Genomic DNA, 13,969 nt, shown 5'->3' with positions numbered 1-13,969 from the left:
ATATTCTCCTTCAAATTTATATTTGTTGCATGAACGCACCTTTGGCCAAATCCTTAACATAGTCTCTGATATCTGGCGTCCAGTCATCAATCCATTCGTAAAAAAGAGCTTCATTGCCGGCATACAGTGCTCTCAGAGCCTCTTCATACTGGTCAAAGTCGCCTGCCATTGCAGTCATGAAATGATACGTCGCTTCTTGAGCGGCACGAACTTTACTTTCACTCTCACCCACACGGCGGGCTTCATCAATCAGTTTCCTCAATGTGACAGAAGCGCCTCCGGGTTGAGCTTTCAACCATTCCCATTGCCTGGGAAGTAGCGTAACTTCGCCAGATACTACGCCCAGCTTGGGACGACCAACCTTGCGAGCAGGCTGTTCATTTTCTTTTTCTGTTGTATCCGAAGTAGGCCCTTCCATACCCTCGCCGTGTAATCGGTCAAGCACTTCAACGGTGCTCCCGCGAAAATCAACGTCAACCGGTTTACCTGTCCCATCATGGAAAATAAGGATTTGTGCAAGTTGACTGTCCTCCAGATTATCTTTGGCAATACCAACAACATGTTGTAATGAGCCCTTCGCGAAGCAGGCTCGATCCACAAAAGCGGTGTAGCTGATTGGGTGTGATGAAGCTTGCATATGACTCCTCCTTCTCTGATCTTACCTTGACTCTTTTATATTACCCGGGTAAAAATATAAAGTCAATATTACCCGGGTTTAATTATTTGTTTTGAAAAACGTCAAAAAACAGCAGCCCGATGAATGGACTGCTGTTATACAGCATATAGGTGGGGAATTTATTTTTTGGAAATCAATTTTTCTCTCCATGCACTTACGCCGCCTTGAAGATTAGAGATCTGAGTGTAGCCTTGCTTGCTTAATATTTTGGCTGCACTCTTGCTGCGCATGCCACTCTGGCAGTATAGAAAAACACGCTTGTTCTGTGGAATCTCGCTTAATCGCTGCTGCAGTTGCGACAAGGGGATGTTAATTGCTCCCGGAATATACCCTCTTTTATATTCAGCAGGCTCGCGCACATCCACCACCATGCCTGGAGGGTTTGTTTTGATGGCCTGTCGGAATTCATCCGGTTTTAGGTTGGTCAAGCCGGTGACCGGCTTCAGTCGAGTATAGAGGAACCATACAATCAGAAGCAAAATGGCGATATTAATAACAGTGCTTGTGTTCACTGGACTCTCCCTTTCTATTCATGGCAAAATAACAACCCTTCACTGCATACAACTGTCTGAATCCACGGCGTGCCAGTATGCGGGCTGCTTTTTGGCGGGATAGCCAATTCCGTGAAAAGATCATGACCTCCTGATCGGGTGACAGCTCCTTCATCCAGACTGCAGACAATCGGCCAATGGATATATTAATTGAACCCGGGATATGATCTTGCCAGTACTCGCTTGAGTCTCTGATATCCAGTATTCTGACGTTAGACCACCGTTTCTGTGACGGGTCCCATTCCTTGCTGTTCACATAGGTTAGGGAGGAGACCGGCCAGAGCTGAATGATTAGCCATAGGATACCAATTGTAGCTGCAATATACACCAGTGTCATTCATAACATCCTTTCTTCCACGTGCTTTCATTCCTGCAGTGAACAGGTCTTATCTAACCAATTGATCGTAATCTGTCCAGTTGCTAAGACCGCCTGTCATATTCACAATCTGGAACCCTTTCTCATGTAAAAGTTCACAGGCCAGGCCGCTACGGTTCCCGCTTCGGCAGATCACAATGATCTCTTGTGAGACTGGCAGTTCCTCAACCCGTTCCATCAACTGGCCTAGCGGAATATGTTTTGCCCCCTGTACATGTCCTTCTTCCCACTCAGCATCCTCCCGAACATCTAGCAGGTATAGCTGCTCCCCTTGTTTCAACTGCGACGATACCTCTTGAGGGGTGATTACTTTTGGAATTTGAAATGCCATCTACATCCGCTCCTTTTATAAAAAATATGGTTTTCAAGATGCTTTCTATTTATCTTCAAACCGAACATATGCTGAATGTATCCATATGCCGTCCATTATCATTTTAAACATATACCCCTATGGGTATTGTAACAACAGACTAGAACTTTCTCAAGTCTAGCCAGACTCTCCATTTTAATTCTGATTCTTGTACCTTGCCTATCGGCTTTTCACAAGAAGCTCCACCGCTTCCTTCACTAACTTACTCGTATCATTATTGCCAGCTTCTTGTTCAGCCTTGATACATTGTTGGAGATTATCTGCCACAATTTGTGCTAGAGCCCGGTCAGAAGCATTACGGACAGCGGACAACTGAGCAACAACCTCTTTACAAGGTTTATCTTCTTCCATTAGACGAAGCACACCACGGACCTGTCCTTCAATTTTGCGCAAACGTGTTTTTAAGCTATCTGAATAATGATATTCCATATCCAATCTACTCTCCTTTATAGCATACCAGTATAGGTATATTATAGAGCAAAAAAGGTTAGCTTACACCTTTAAATAAATAAGTTTACCTTTCCGTTCGATGCATCACCCAGATAAGCAGCAACACCTGCATATTGCAAACCATCGAGTAACTCTTCCTGTTTTAAACCTAGAAGATCCATGGTCATGGTACAAGCAACCAGCTTCACTCCTTGTTCTTGTGCCAATTCCATCAATTGAGGCAGGGATAAGGCATTGTGTTTTTTCATAACATGTTTAATCATTTGCGGACCCAAACCGCCAAAATTCATTTTGGAAAGACCAAGTTTGTTGGCTCCTCGTGGCATCATCCATCCAAAGGCCTTTTCCAGAAAACCTTTTTTGGTCTGGATAACCTCGTCTTTCCGAAGAGCATTCAGCCCCCAGAACGTGAAAAATATCGTTACTTCGTGATCATATGCCGCTGCTCCATTTGCAATAATGAACGCCGCGATTGCTTTATCCAGCTCCCCGCTGAATAAGACGATCGTTGATTTATCTGCCATTAATCTTAATCCCCGCTTTCTTGAATACATAAATTACAATATCTTGAGAATGTGTTTCGCTCCTCTAAAGAATTGTTGACCAAACTTTCACGGCTGTCAGCGCAATCAATACAACGAGTCCATACTGAAGCACCTTGACATTGATTTTGGAACTGATTTTGGATCCTAGAGGAGCACCGATCAAACTTCCTACGACTGTAAATAAAGTTGGCCATAAAGGAATATGTCCGCCAGTAAGCTTTCCAATTACCCCGCCGATGGCTGAGATAAAGACGATGGCAAGTGAAGAAGCGATGGTCGTACGTGTCGGTATTTTAAGAATGGTGAGCATGATGGGAATGAGAATGAACGCCCCGCCCGCACCGACAATTCCCGAGACAATACCCACGATAAACGCTGACACAACCGCGATGATTTTATTAAATTGAAGATGATCTTGTATATTATCCGAGCCCCTGCGAGGAATCAGCATCAGTATAACTGCCAACAAAGCAAGAATGCCGTAGATCAGGTTAATAACATCTCCTTGAAGCAATCCCGATATATATCCTCCGATCAGACTTCCTGCCAGAATCCCGCTTCCCATATAAACAACGAGTCCCTTATGAATGACGGGTGGCTCCAGCTTTCCTTTGCTGTTTTTCTGAAATGCCAGAACGCCTGCAAGCGAAGCAAAGAAAACCTGAAACATGCTAATTGAAGAAACCTCATGAGCTGTGAAATGAGCTACCCCGAATAGTGGAGGTACATACAGCAATAGCGGATAGTTAATAATGGCCCCACCGATCCCTAACAACCCTGAGAAAAAGGACCCGATTAAGCCAAGAGTGATCATAATGATCAACATGAGGAAATCCATAGTTCTCCTCCTTTCCCTGGCTTAATCTGAATTAAGCCAGTTTTAAACACGCGAACATTTGCCCGGCTTCCTACTGCGTGTTCGCTTATTGTAGTGATTTAGATTTTTCGAACGTAAAACGTATACACTCCATCCTTTTCCTCATGAGAAATCAATTCATGTTTCGTTTGCTTCACCCAAGCCTGAAAGTCATTAAGGGAACCTTTATCCGTAGACAGGACTTCCATGATCTGTCCGGCTTCCAGACTATCCAGTGCTTTCTTTGCTTTAACAATCGGCATAGGACATGCCAATCCTTTCGTATCTACAGTCATATCTGTTTTCATCTCATGTTCCTCCTTTTAATTGTCATGCACGGCACAGCGGTTGGGACCAATTTCCATCTCACGTTGTTTATCTTCATCGGGTGTAATTTTACCCATGTTTGTCTGCCGGATCTCCTGATACGCATTCGGTTGAGGTGGAAGATTCTTGGTCACCGTGCGACGGAAATCTTGCTCATCACCAATGTTAAGGCCCGGATTTTTTTGATACAAATCAGAAAGTTTCGCCATAACTCGGCCGCCTTCCCCGAGCTCCGTTACTTTTCCAAAGTGTGCAGGCAGGACGATAAGCTCTGAAGAAAGTACTTTATATCGTGTATAAAGTGTTTCACGAAGATCACCTACCCAATCCTCTGCAAGACCCGCCAGATCAGGACGACCAATCGATTCAATGAACAGGATATCGCCGGTCAACAGATATTGGTTATCTATAATAAAGGATGTGCTTCCGATGGTGTGTCCGGGAGAGTAAATGGGCTGAATTTGAATCGTTGTGCTGCCGACCTTGATGTCACGCCCTTCTTCAAGCTTCTCATAATTAAAAGTAACTTCCGTTGCATCTTTTGGAGGCAGCCAATAAGTGGCACCCGTATGCTCAGCTAATTTTCGTCCGCCTGAAATATGATCGGCATGCAGGTGTGTATCCAGTGTGTGTTTAATTTGTACTCCTTGCTCTCTTGCAAACTGTTCAAACACTTCCGTCATCCGCAGGGTGTCAATCACTGCGGCTTCTCCCCCCGAAATAACCATATAAGACAAACAGCCTTTCCCAACTCTTACGAACTGAAACAATGAACCTCCATCCTTCAATTCGCCAACTTTGACGGGTTCCAGATGTTCACTCCATGATTTCATGCCGCCTTCAAGGTAATAGACGTTGCTTCTGCCAGCTTCAACAATTTGTTCTGCCACAAATTTGGAAGAGCCTTCCTTTGCACAAACAACAAGCAATTTTTTCCCATCAGGAATCTTGTCGAGTGCATCATCAACGCCGTCTAACAGATCAAAATAAGGAATGTTCACGATATCTACACCGTATCCTTCAATCTTCCAATCGTTGAAATCTGTTTCATTCCGAACATCAAGGATAAATATTTCTTCTTTAGCCAAGACAATAGTAGTTAGTTCCTTTGCCGTCATTGTTCTTAATTCCATTGCTAGTTTCCCCTTTCATCCTGCAAGCTCATTAGAACGACAATGTAACATTGGCATCCTTCGCAAAATCTAGAAAAGTGACTGCTCCGCCGACCTCAATCCCATCGATAAAGTCTTCTTTGGTCAGGTTCATTACATCCATCGTCATTTGACAAGCTATAATTTTGACTCCCAACTCCTGAGCCATTTCTACGAGCTGTGGAATAGATGGAACATTTGCATTTGTAAAGCCTTCAGCAATATGTTCAGCTCCTGCCGGGAGCGGCAGCTGGTGATGGGCTTGCTTATGAATCAAGTTTAATCCTTCAAATGTGAAGAAAATGGCAACCTCTGCTTCAGTTGCTGCTGAAGCGGTAGCAATATTAAACACTTTGTATGCATCGAACATCCCACCATTGCTTGCAATAATAGCCACTTTTGTACTCATTGTTATTACCTCCGATTTTTTAATTGTTATTTATTTTTCTGTTGGCCCTGTCCAGCCAGTCATGCCTGGCTCTACATTATTTACTTTTTTGAATCCTTTTTCGGTAAGAAATTGACAAGCCAGATCACTACGATTGCCGGTTCGGCATACAACATAAATATCATCTTCCTGATTAAGCTCCTGGATTCGGTTCTCGAGTTCACCAAGCGGAATAGAAATGGCTCCCGCAATTCGATTAAATGCATATTCAGCAGGTTCACGTACGTCCAGTACAGTCACCTTCTCATGATCTGCAAGTTTTTTCTGTAATTCATCAGTTGAAATGACATATGGATGTTTCTTCTCTTCTTTGGTTTCGGTCGCACTCGCTTTGCGAACATAATGTTTAAGAACGTCATTATCCTCTAATGTTCCCAGATAATGATGACCTGTATTTTTGGCCCAGCCTTGGATGTCCGCGAGAGAACCCTTATCTGTAGCTTGTATTTCAATAACTTGACCAGCATCAAGTTGATCGATAGCCTTTTTCGTTCTTACGATCGGCATAGGACACGCAAGCCCCTTGCAATCAATGGTTTGATCTACTTTAATTTCGGACACTGTAACGACCTCCTCCAATATGATTATGAATAAGACAAGCATTAGAACAGAGCAACGAATGATATGTTTTTCTTCAGAAATGGCTCTGCACTCCGTTATAAACAGGAGATTAATACGTATACCCCTATGGGTATAATACAAAGATCATTTGTTTTTGTCAACACTTCACTAGATAGGAGATATCACTTAAATTCTGGAATAAAGGTTCTGAATATAAAAAAAACCAACCACTTAGGTGGTTGGCTAATCTCTACTCCGATATTCTGAAAAAAGCTGTCACATGGAGTTTTACAAATCGATATAACTGACAGCAATTGAACCAGGACCTGTGTGCGAGCCAATAACACACCCGCCCTCAATAAGAATAATATCTTTAAAGTGATTCGTTTGCATCAGAGATGCATACAGTTTATCCGTCATTTTCTCTGCAAAGGTTTGAGCGATAATAAGTACGTTTGGACAAATCTCATCTTTACGGCTAACAATTTTTTGAACAACTCCGTCCAGAGCCTTTTCCATTTTCCCGCGATACTTCCGAATAGAGCGCACTTCTCCCTGAATAATATTCAGCACAGGACGGACTTTAAGGACATTCCCGATCAAATGCTGTAAACTGCTCACTCGTCCACCCTTATACAGATAATCCAGACGGTCCACGAATACCTCAATATTAACCTTCTCTCGTACATTCTCAATATCCTTGATCACTTGTTCAAGCGAACAACCCTCTTCAAGTGCCCTTGCCGCACGTACCACCAGCATGGCATAGCTTGCAGACAGATGCATGGAATCCACGATATGAACCTGCCCATGCGGTAGCTCGGATGCTGCAATATGTGCATTCTGGTTAGTGGAAGACACCTTGGATGACATACTGATATATAAGATTTGTTTGCCTTCTTTGAGTGATTTTTCAAAATAATGAATGAAATCGGCTGGAGATGGCGCTGCTGTTTTGGGAATGATGCCTTCTTCATCTGAGCGACGATACAATTCTCCAGTCATGATATCTATATTATCTTTGTAGGATTGAGCGCCCATAACGACATATAAAGGTACAACGCTGATATCGTACTGGTCGAGCAGTTGCTTTGATAAATCTGAAGTGCTATCCACCATTAATTTAATGTTCGAAGGCATTTTCATAGCTGCATCCGTCCAATCTCTTCGTATTTTGTGAAAATATAAAAACTTAAATTATCATTTGATATAAAAATATATCACTTTATGGTGTGAGTCAACTTTCCTGTGAGAAGCACAGAAAAGTTGATGCCGATATCTCCGTATGTCCTTCAATTCATCTGGGGACTAATATGATTAACCAGATCCGTAAGTCTGGCTGTAAATTCTTCAACCATTATAGGGATTGGCTCATTCACTTTTGTAATTCTACCCAGTATGGGTTTGTTATCGGAGCCGAGTTGTTGGATTGGAACCGTGACCAATTGTTCCTTATAGGTGGAGGCCAAAGCATTAACGATAAAATCGGGAGCAATTGTAATCGCATTGCCCTTAACAACCATCTGACCCAACGCATCAGTGTTATTCGTAATTAGAGATATTCGATTGCCAGCACTTGCAGACATCAGATCATGGGCAATATTTTCGATATGTTCATCTTTATATAGAACAAACACTTCGTTCTCCAAGGTTTCTGGAGATATCATTTTGAAAAAACGCAGTGGTGAGCTTGTATTCATAATGATTACAGCACTGCCCTCAACGATCGGGAACCATTCAAACGTAGAATTTTGTTGACTTTTACTGTAGGATAATAAACCCATGTTCGCGTAACCTTCCTGTACTTGCTTCATGACGGTCTGAGTATCTCCTTCAATCATCTGCACCTTAAGCGCCGGATAACTTTGCATTAGCTCTAACGTTGCCTGAACGACTTGCGGAACAAAACCGGGAATGGTTGCAATCGTAATGCTCTCCATATGATCTTCCTTTAACATGAGCAATTCTTGCTGCATACTGTCTATATTTTTTAGAATAGCTGCTGCATGTTTCAGGATCAACTCCCCTTCTGTTGTCGGAGAAACGCCCTTTTTGGTGCGGTGAAAAATGATGGTATCCATCTCTTCTTCAAGCTGTTTGATGGATTGGCTGATTGTTGGCACGGTTAGATGATGTACACTTGCTGCCTTGGTAAATGAACCGAATTGTGCAGCAGATATTAGATATTGAAGCTGGGAAATATTCATCTCATTCTTCCTATCCTTAATTAATTGTTTAGGATACTAAAATATTATTAAATATATTTGATGCTTATAATCAAGTATGATTTGTCTAAGGAGGTCGATAGTATGCGTAGTATTCGAAGTTTTCTTGTAGAATTGTTGCTCAAAATGACGAAAAGAAAAATGAATGTACATGAATTTATGGAAGAACGTAGAAAGAGTAATAGCGTCCCCTATGAAGTCCCTGTGAAGCTTAAACACAAATACAATATTACCAAGGATCAGAGCCTCCCCGTAGATACTTATATTATGAAATCCAACACTCAATCTGATGAACGGGTTGTTCTATATTTGCCTGGCGGAGGATACGTTGAGCAGCCACTGACATGGCACTGGCATTTCCTGAATCAATTGACGGAGCAATTAAATTGTACGGTGTATGCATCAGTGTATCCAAAAGCGCCAAACTATCAGTGTAGGGATGCAATTGCATGTGTGTTGAACATCTATCAGCATATCTTGAAAATAACCAAACCGCAAAATATCACCATCATGGGTGATTCTGCGGGCGGTGGCCTTACGCTGGCCTTTGCGCAATATTTGGCAGAACAAGGATTACCTCAGCCCAAGGATATCATTCTGTTATCCCCATGGCTTGACATTACATTGAGCAGTCCCGAGGTCATTGCAATGATTGATGATGAGCCCATGCTAAACTGGGACATGCTTGTTGAAGCTGGTAAATTATATGCAGGTGAACTGCCACTCTCTCACTACCTGGTCAGCCCGCTTCATGGCGAGATCAAAGATCTGGGTAAAATCTCCCTGTTTATCGGGACCCATGAATTATTCCTTCCGGATGCACGTAAATTTAAAGAAAAAGCGGCCCGGCAATCTGTAGATATCAATTATATCGAGTATCCAAAAATGAATCACGTATTCCCGGTATTCCCCATCCCTGAAGCCAAAAAGGCGCTAAAACAAATTATAGATATTATTAAAAGTTAGAACTGCTGGAATAGCATTTCGGCTGTGATCGTTTCATTATAATTAGCGGCCTTCTATAGGCTCCCACCCATTCCCCTGCTCAATGGCCTACATACAATACATTAGACTAATGAACAGGAGTGATGTGATATGACATTTTTACCTCCTTTTGGACCTGGCGGAGGGTTTGGTGGACCTGGGTTTCCCGGAGGACCTGGGGGACCAGGAGGACCCGGTGGAATGCCTGGTCCGCCATCGTTCCCCGGTGGTGGAGGCGGTGGACCACAAGGCGTGCAAGCACCTACCGGGCCGCCACCATCATTCATTCCACAGCAACCCGCATCGTTATTTGCAGTTGATCCAAGAGCCATATCTGGCTGTCTGTTTCGTTACACATATATTTGGCCGGATCGTGGTCCCGGCTTCTGGATGTACCCGGTATTTGTAGGTAGAAATTCGGTGGCTGGGTTCCGCTGGAATGGCTTCTTCTGGTTATACACCGGCATTGATCTGCAGCGAATTAGCTCGTTTAGCTGTTTCTAGAAGAAATCCCCCTGTATACGGTTTAATCCGCATACAGGGGGATTTAATTTATGAACTAATTAGCTGTCTAAAGCAACTTAATCAGCTTTTCCAGCTCATCTACCAGACTTTTTGCAAGTTCAAAATTAGTATCTTTCAGAGCCATTTCGATTTTCAGTTCAACAGACTTTTTCTTTTGTTCCGTTTCAAGATAGTCTTCATTAAAATGACTCGTATATATCATCTCTCTAAATTCTTGAATACTCATTTTAGTAATCGTCTTGTCCTCGATAATCAAAACATAATCCATACCATTTACAACCGAATAGAAATCGTGAGAAATCATGAGAATCGCACCTTTGTAGTCCTCAATAGCTTTCTCCAATGCGATTTGGCTATAGATGTCCAAATGGCTTGTCGGTTCGTCAAGAAGCAATACGCTCGCTTGACTGGCAGCAACTTTAGCCAATTGGAGCATGTTTTTTTCTCCACCAGATAAAGACTCTATCTTCTGATCAAGGATTTCTCCTTCGAAGCCATAGTGCACAAGATGCGATCTAATCTCATCATACGTTTGAAAACCGGCATCAATAAAGTCATTTAGTATGGTATTCGAATCCTTAAGCATTTCACCTTGAAACTGAGATAAATAAGCCACTGTAGCATCAGCATTTATTTCAATGGAATCCTGATTGTTTTGGAAGATTTCACGGAGTAAGGTCGTTTTTCCGGTACCGTTTGGACCGATCAGGGCTACTTTATCTGTCGATTTGATCTCAAAGTTCACATGGTCCAAAAGCAACTCGTCAAAGGAAACGCTATAGTTATTGACGTTAACCACAACGGTGTCTTCTATTTCCTTTTCGATGCCAAAACGGATATTCGGCTGCTTGATATCGACAAAGGGCTCTTTAATTCGACGTGCTTCCAAGCGCTCTTGAAACCTGACTCTGGCTTTTAACGCTCTGCCTCTCGAGGCTTCCGAATTATAAGTGGCGATCTCTCTAAGATTGTCAATGATGTGATCGTATCTCTCAATTTCTTCAGCTTCAGCAACTGCAATTTCTTGTAACTCGATCTTCGTCTGAAGCAGCGAGAAGTTATAGTCGATGTATCGCCCATCAAACTCTTGGATCTCCGTGTTTTCAAGGTGTATTATTTTATTGAAACAATGATTTAATAGATAGCGATTGTGCGTAACAACGAGCAGCATACCTTTGTGGGTATTAATCAATTTTTTAAGTGCGTTCAGGTTTTCAAAGTCTAAAAATACATCGGGTTCGTCCATGATCATTAAGTCTGGACGATTCAGCATTTCCTTCATTACTTGAATAAGTTTGAATTCCCCGCCGCTTAATTCGGATACATCAAGGTCTTTTAGCTTCATGAGGTTAGCCAGATTTAGCTGTTTATTAATGGTGTTTTCGAAATTATCCCCGTCCATGGCCTGGAAGGCATCCAAAGCCAATTGAACTTTATCCATCAGCGAATCCATATCCGATGTAGTTGCCATTTCCGCATAAAGGGCTGTGATTTCATCTTGTATCTTGATGAATTCTTCTCCGATATATTCAAAAACAGTCATTTCTTTCGTGTTATCGACTTGCGAGAACTGACTCACATACCCGATTTTGCAATCGGGGTCTATCTCTAACTTGCCATCGAACAAATATCTTTCCGGATCCATCAATATATCGATCAGTGTACTTTTCCCACTGCCACTTGTTCCTATGAAAGCACAATGTTGTGCCTCTTCAAGCGTAAATGAAATGTCTTGATATAGTTCCTTTTGCGGGAACGAGAAGGATAGGTTATCAACTTTTATCATCATGTTACCTTTCTTTATACCTAAATTGGTGATCATCATTAAATAATTTGTCGAACACAGACTTTTAGAGTAACACTGTTTACCATCAAGCACAATCCATTTGTAGCCCTTCCTCTCACTCCCAGATTCGAATACTTTCTATATGTTCACCTCAATTGAATAAAACTTAACATGAATATGGCTCCCGTTTTCTCACCTGTAACCTATATGTATATACAAATTTAGATTTAGTCTTCATTTCCCTCTTCAATGTTACGATAAATAGTATGGGGTTATACAAATAAACCATATTGCTTTATTACATCCAAGGGGGAGCAGAACGTGAGACAGACTCGCAAAAAAAAGATGGATTTAAGGTTCAAGCTGTATTTAATCATTCTGGTTCCACTACTGACCATGGGCGGTCTAATCATGTGGACCACGATCGATTCCAGTAAAAATGCTTCACTAATGACCATGCAGCATAACAATCAACAGTTGGCAGTGAATACTGCCTCTCAACTAGGCAAGGAATCTGAATTACTCAAGACATTATCCTCTACTGCTTCAGAGGAGAGCAGCGAATACAAAAGTCTTAGAGACGAACTTGTTAAAGTTAGGCTTCAATCGGGAGCCTTATATGTTTATATGTATGAAAAAACGTCGGACGGATGGATCTACACTGTGGATGGAGCGGATTGGGACGATACGGAATATAGCCCATACGGGACTGCCATGGAATTCAACCCCCAGATTCAGGAACGTTTAGTAAGCGGTGAAGTCGTGACAACAGGTATTGTAGACGATCCAACCTGGGGACAGCTACTGTCCTCTTTTACACCAATCAAGGATTCACAAGGTGCGATTATTGGCTATTTGGGAATCGATATATCTGCTGGGGCGGTGAATCAAGTCTCCTCGATCTCCGTGAATAATGCCTATCGAACCATTATACCGATTTTCGCGGTTGTATTGATTCTATCGCTGGTCATGATGTTATTGGTGGTAAGAGGTATCCTCAGACAAGTACGGGATATTAAGTCAAGTCTGGAACAGGTTGCGGATGGGAATCTCAAAGTAGTATCCACACATATGACCAACGATCAGCTCGGTGACATCAGTGATCTGATTAACGTCATGGTTGCCCAATTGACAAACATCCTGATGGGAATACAACAAGGTTCGAATACGCTGCAGAAGTCCTCGGCCAATATTGCGGAAACGGCTCAGACGAATCAGCGTCAGACTGAAGAACTCTCCAGAGCAATCGAGGAAATTGCTATAGGCTCCATGAAACAGGCAGAAGAAACCGAACATTCCGTCCAGCATTCGGAGAATCTCGGCAAAATTATGGATGAAGTAGGTTCTTACGTGCAACAGTTTACTCATACTTCAGAGCAGCTGTCTGCCGTACAAGTACAAGTTACACGTGAACATGAGGTTCTGCTTGAGAAAGGCCGGGAGAATGCCAAGCGGGTTGAGCATCAGCAGGAAATTTCCAGGTCCCTAACCACTCAATCGGAACTCGCTTCCTCCATTAGTGGACAAATCCACAACATCCTGAAACAAACCCAGATCTTATCGCTAAATGCTTCAATCGAGGCAGCTCGTGCTGGTGAGGCAGGTAAAGGTTTTGCGGTCGTTGCTGGTGAAATGGGACTGCTTGCTCAACAGTCCGAACGTTCCATCCAGGAGATTGATGTGATTCTGAGTTCATTTGTCCAAGAAACCCACCGGATGGGCAGTCATTTTGAAGCGAACATGGTGGCGGTCAAGGAACAGGAAGCACAGATCGCGGATTGTCTTCAGGCGTTCCGACAGGTTAGCCAATTATCGACTGAAGTGCATGAGCTTGCTCAGCGTTTGGAAAACCGGACGATGGATATGCATTCCATTCGACAGGAGGTGGAACAGCACCTGAGCTATATCGCGTCTGCAACCGAGGAAACTTCAGCCATGGCTGAAGAAGTCACGGCCAGTGCTGTGGAGCAGCAGCGATCCGCGAGTGAACTGTCGGACATCTCCGGGCAGCTCGCTGGCCTTGCTGGCAACCTCAAATCCTATTCCGATCAATTTCAGATTGAGGTCACTAAATCAAATCCCCCAACGTAATAGGAGTTTTGTCACGTTGACTAATTAAGGATTCCTCATTTATAATT

General features: G+C 42.8%; 17 protein-coding genes. 3 read left to right on the top strand and 14 right to left on the bottom strand.

What is annotated here, in order from left to right:
* Positions 1-16: 16 nt before the first annotated feature.
* The 13 genes from MKX40_RS15565 to MKX40_RS15505 form a co-directional block, all read right to left on the bottom strand.
* The gene (locus MKX40_RS15565; protein ID WP_339233664.1) at positions 17-637 is read right to left on the bottom strand and encodes a DUF2239 family protein; all 621 of its coding nucleotides are present in this window, start codon (positions 635-637) and stop codon (positions 17-19) included.
* A gap of 158 nt (positions 638-795) precedes the next feature.
* Complete coding sequence (locus tag MKX40_RS15560; protein ID WP_339233662.1) at positions 796-1,188, bottom strand: rhodanese-like domain-containing protein; 393 nt, start codon at positions 1,186-1,188, stop codon at positions 796-798.
* Positions 1,166-1,564 (bottom strand): rhodanese-like domain-containing protein, encoded by a 399-nt coding sequence (locus tag MKX40_RS15555; protein ID WP_339233660.1) that lies wholly within the window; start codon positions 1,562-1,564, stop codon positions 1,166-1,168. The genes MKX40_RS15560 and MKX40_RS15555 overlap by 23 nt, the downstream gene beginning before the upstream one ends.
* Before the next feature lie 49 nt (positions 1,565-1,613).
* The gene (locus MKX40_RS15550) at positions 1,614-1,934 is read right to left on the bottom strand and encodes a rhodanese-like domain-containing protein (protein ID WP_339233658.1); all 321 of its coding nucleotides are present in this window, start codon (positions 1,932-1,934) and stop codon (positions 1,614-1,616) included.
* 198 nt (positions 1,935-2,132) lie between these two features.
* On the bottom strand, positions 2,133-2,402 hold the full coding sequence (locus MKX40_RS15545; RefSeq protein WP_339233656.1) for a metal-sensitive transcriptional regulator: 270 nt from the start codon (positions 2,400-2,402) through the stop codon (positions 2,133-2,135).
* A 71-nt stretch (positions 2,403-2,473) separates the two neighbouring features.
* Positions 2,474-2,947, bottom strand: coding sequence for a DsrE/DsrF/DrsH-like family protein (locus tag MKX40_RS15540; protein ID WP_339233654.1), 474 nt, complete (start codon positions 2,945-2,947; stop codon positions 2,474-2,476).
* A gap of 64 nt (positions 2,948-3,011) precedes the next feature.
* Positions 3,012-3,806, bottom strand: coding sequence for a sulfite exporter TauE/SafE family protein (locus MKX40_RS15535; RefSeq protein WP_339233652.1), 795 nt, complete (start codon positions 3,804-3,806; stop codon positions 3,012-3,014).
* Positions 3,807-3,904: 98 nt separating this feature from the next.
* Positions 3,905-4,132 (bottom strand): sulfurtransferase TusA family protein, encoded by a 228-nt coding sequence (locus MKX40_RS15530; protein ID WP_339233650.1) that lies wholly within the window; start codon positions 4,130-4,132, stop codon positions 3,905-3,907.
* A gap of 15 nt (positions 4,133-4,147) precedes the next feature.
* Positions 4,148-5,284, bottom strand: a complete 1,137-nt coding sequence (locus MKX40_RS15525) for an MBL fold metallo-hydrolase (RefSeq protein WP_339233648.1) — start codon at positions 5,282-5,284, stop codon at positions 4,148-4,150.
* A 31-nt stretch (positions 5,285-5,315) separates the two neighbouring features.
* Complete coding sequence (locus tag MKX40_RS15520) at positions 5,316-5,711, bottom strand: DsrE/DsrF/DrsH-like family protein (protein ID WP_339233646.1); 396 nt, start codon at positions 5,709-5,711, stop codon at positions 5,316-5,318.
* Between the two features lie 30 nt (positions 5,712-5,741).
* Positions 5,742-6,353 (bottom strand): sulfurtransferase TusA family protein, encoded by a 612-nt coding sequence (locus MKX40_RS15515; protein ID WP_339233643.1) that lies wholly within the window; start codon positions 6,351-6,353, stop codon positions 5,742-5,744.
* Between the two features lie 246 nt (positions 6,354-6,599).
* Entirely contained in the window at positions 6,600-7,457 is an 858-nt protein-coding gene (locus MKX40_RS15510) for a DegV family protein (RefSeq protein ID WP_339233639.1), read from the bottom strand.
* Positions 7,458-7,603: 146 nt separating this feature from the next.
* Entirely contained in the window at positions 7,604-8,518 is a 915-nt protein-coding gene (locus MKX40_RS15505) for a LysR family transcriptional regulator (RefSeq protein WP_339233636.1), read from the bottom strand.
* A gap of 102 nt (positions 8,519-8,620) precedes the next feature.
* On the opposite strand from MKX40_RS15505, the gene MKX40_RS15500 reads away from it, so the two are divergent.
* Together MKX40_RS15500 and MKX40_RS15495 are read left to right on the top strand one after the other, a co-directional pair.
* Positions 8,621-9,502, top strand: a complete 882-nt coding sequence (locus MKX40_RS15500) for an alpha/beta hydrolase (RefSeq protein ID WP_339233634.1) — start codon at positions 8,621-8,623, stop codon at positions 9,500-9,502.
* A 129-nt stretch (positions 9,503-9,631) separates the two neighbouring features.
* Positions 9,632-10,024, top strand: a complete 393-nt coding sequence (locus MKX40_RS15495; protein ID WP_339233633.1) for a collagen-like protein — start codon at positions 9,632-9,634, stop codon at positions 10,022-10,024.
* A gap of 67 nt (positions 10,025-10,091) precedes the next feature.
* Here the strand turns inward: MKX40_RS15495 and MKX40_RS15490 are convergent, their stop codons facing one another.
* The gene (locus MKX40_RS15490) at positions 10,092-11,831 is read right to left on the bottom strand and encodes an ATP-binding cassette domain-containing protein (protein ID WP_339243091.1); all 1,740 of its coding nucleotides are present in this window, start codon (positions 11,829-11,831) and stop codon (positions 10,092-10,094) included.
* A 321-nt stretch (positions 11,832-12,152) separates the two neighbouring features.
* On the opposite strand from MKX40_RS15490, the gene MKX40_RS15485 reads away from it, so the two are divergent.
* Entirely contained in the window at positions 12,153-13,922 is a 1,770-nt protein-coding gene (locus tag MKX40_RS15485) for a methyl-accepting chemotaxis protein (protein WP_339233631.1), read from the top strand.
* Positions 13,923-13,969: the final 47 nt, after the last annotated feature.

Origin of the sequence: Paenibacillus sp. FSL R5-0517 (assembly GCF_037974355.1) — a bacterium.
Taxonomy (GTDB): Bacteria; Bacillota; Bacilli; order Paenibacillales; family Paenibacillaceae; genus Paenibacillus.
Note: the sequence above shows the minus strand (reverse complement) of the source record. Positions and strands in the feature narration are given on the sequence as shown.

What these genes read in the sequence shown, in the direction of transcription:
- MKX40_RS15505 (WP_339233636.1), bottom strand. Translation starts at nt 8,518, where the DNA reads ATGAATATTTCCCAGCTTCAATATCTAATATCTGCTGCACAATTCGGT.
- MKX40_RS15500 (WP_339233634.1), top strand. Translation starts at nt 8,621, where the DNA reads ATGCGTAGTATTCGAAGTTTTCTTGTAGAATTGTTGCTCAAAATGACG.
- MKX40_RS15555 (WP_339233660.1), bottom strand. Translation starts at nt 1,564, where the DNA reads ATGACACTGGTGTATATTGCAGCTACAATTGGTATCCTATGGCTAATC.
- MKX40_RS15520 (WP_339233646.1), bottom strand. Translation starts at nt 5,711, where the DNA reads ATGAGTACAAAAGTGGCTATTATTGCAAGCAATGGTGGGATGTTCGAT.
- MKX40_RS15530 (WP_339233650.1), bottom strand. Translation starts at nt 4,132, where the DNA reads ATGAAAACAGATATGACTGTAGATACGAAAGGATTGGCATGTCCTATG.
- MKX40_RS15495 (WP_339233633.1), top strand. Translation starts at nt 9,632, where the DNA reads ATGACATTTTTACCTCCTTTTGGACCTGGCGGAGGGTTTGGTGGACCT.
- MKX40_RS15565 (WP_339233664.1), bottom strand. Translation starts at nt 637, where the DNA reads ATGCAAGCTTCATCACACCCAATCAGCTACACCGCTTTTGTGGATCGA.
- MKX40_RS15550 (WP_339233658.1), bottom strand. Translation starts at nt 1,934, where the DNA reads ATGGCATTTCAAATTCCAAAAGTAATCACCCCTCAAGAGGTATCGTCG.
- MKX40_RS15490 (WP_339243091.1), bottom strand. Translation starts at nt 11,831, where the DNA reads ATGATAAAAGTTGATAACCTATCCTTCTCGTTCCCGCAAAAGGAACTA.
- MKX40_RS15540 (WP_339233654.1), bottom strand. Translation starts at nt 2,947, where the DNA reads ATGGCAGATAAATCAACGATCGTCTTATTCAGCGGGGAGCTGGATAAA.
- MKX40_RS15515 (WP_339233643.1), bottom strand. Translation starts at nt 6,353, where the DNA reads ATGCTTGTCTTATTCATAATCATATTGGAGGAGGTCGTTACAGTGTCC.
- MKX40_RS15510 (WP_339233639.1), bottom strand. Translation starts at nt 7,457, where the DNA reads ATGAAAATGCCTTCGAACATTAAATTAATGGTGGATAGCACTTCAGAT.
- MKX40_RS15525 (WP_339233648.1), bottom strand. Translation starts at nt 5,284, where the DNA reads ATGGAATTAAGAACAATGACGGCAAAGGAACTAACTACTATTGTCTTG.
- MKX40_RS15545 (WP_339233656.1), bottom strand. Translation starts at nt 2,402, where the DNA reads ATGGAATATCATTATTCAGATAGCTTAAAAACACGTTTGCGCAAAATT.
- MKX40_RS15535 (WP_339233652.1), bottom strand. Translation starts at nt 3,806, where the DNA reads ATGGATTTCCTCATGTTGATCATTATGATCACTCTTGGCTTAATCGGG.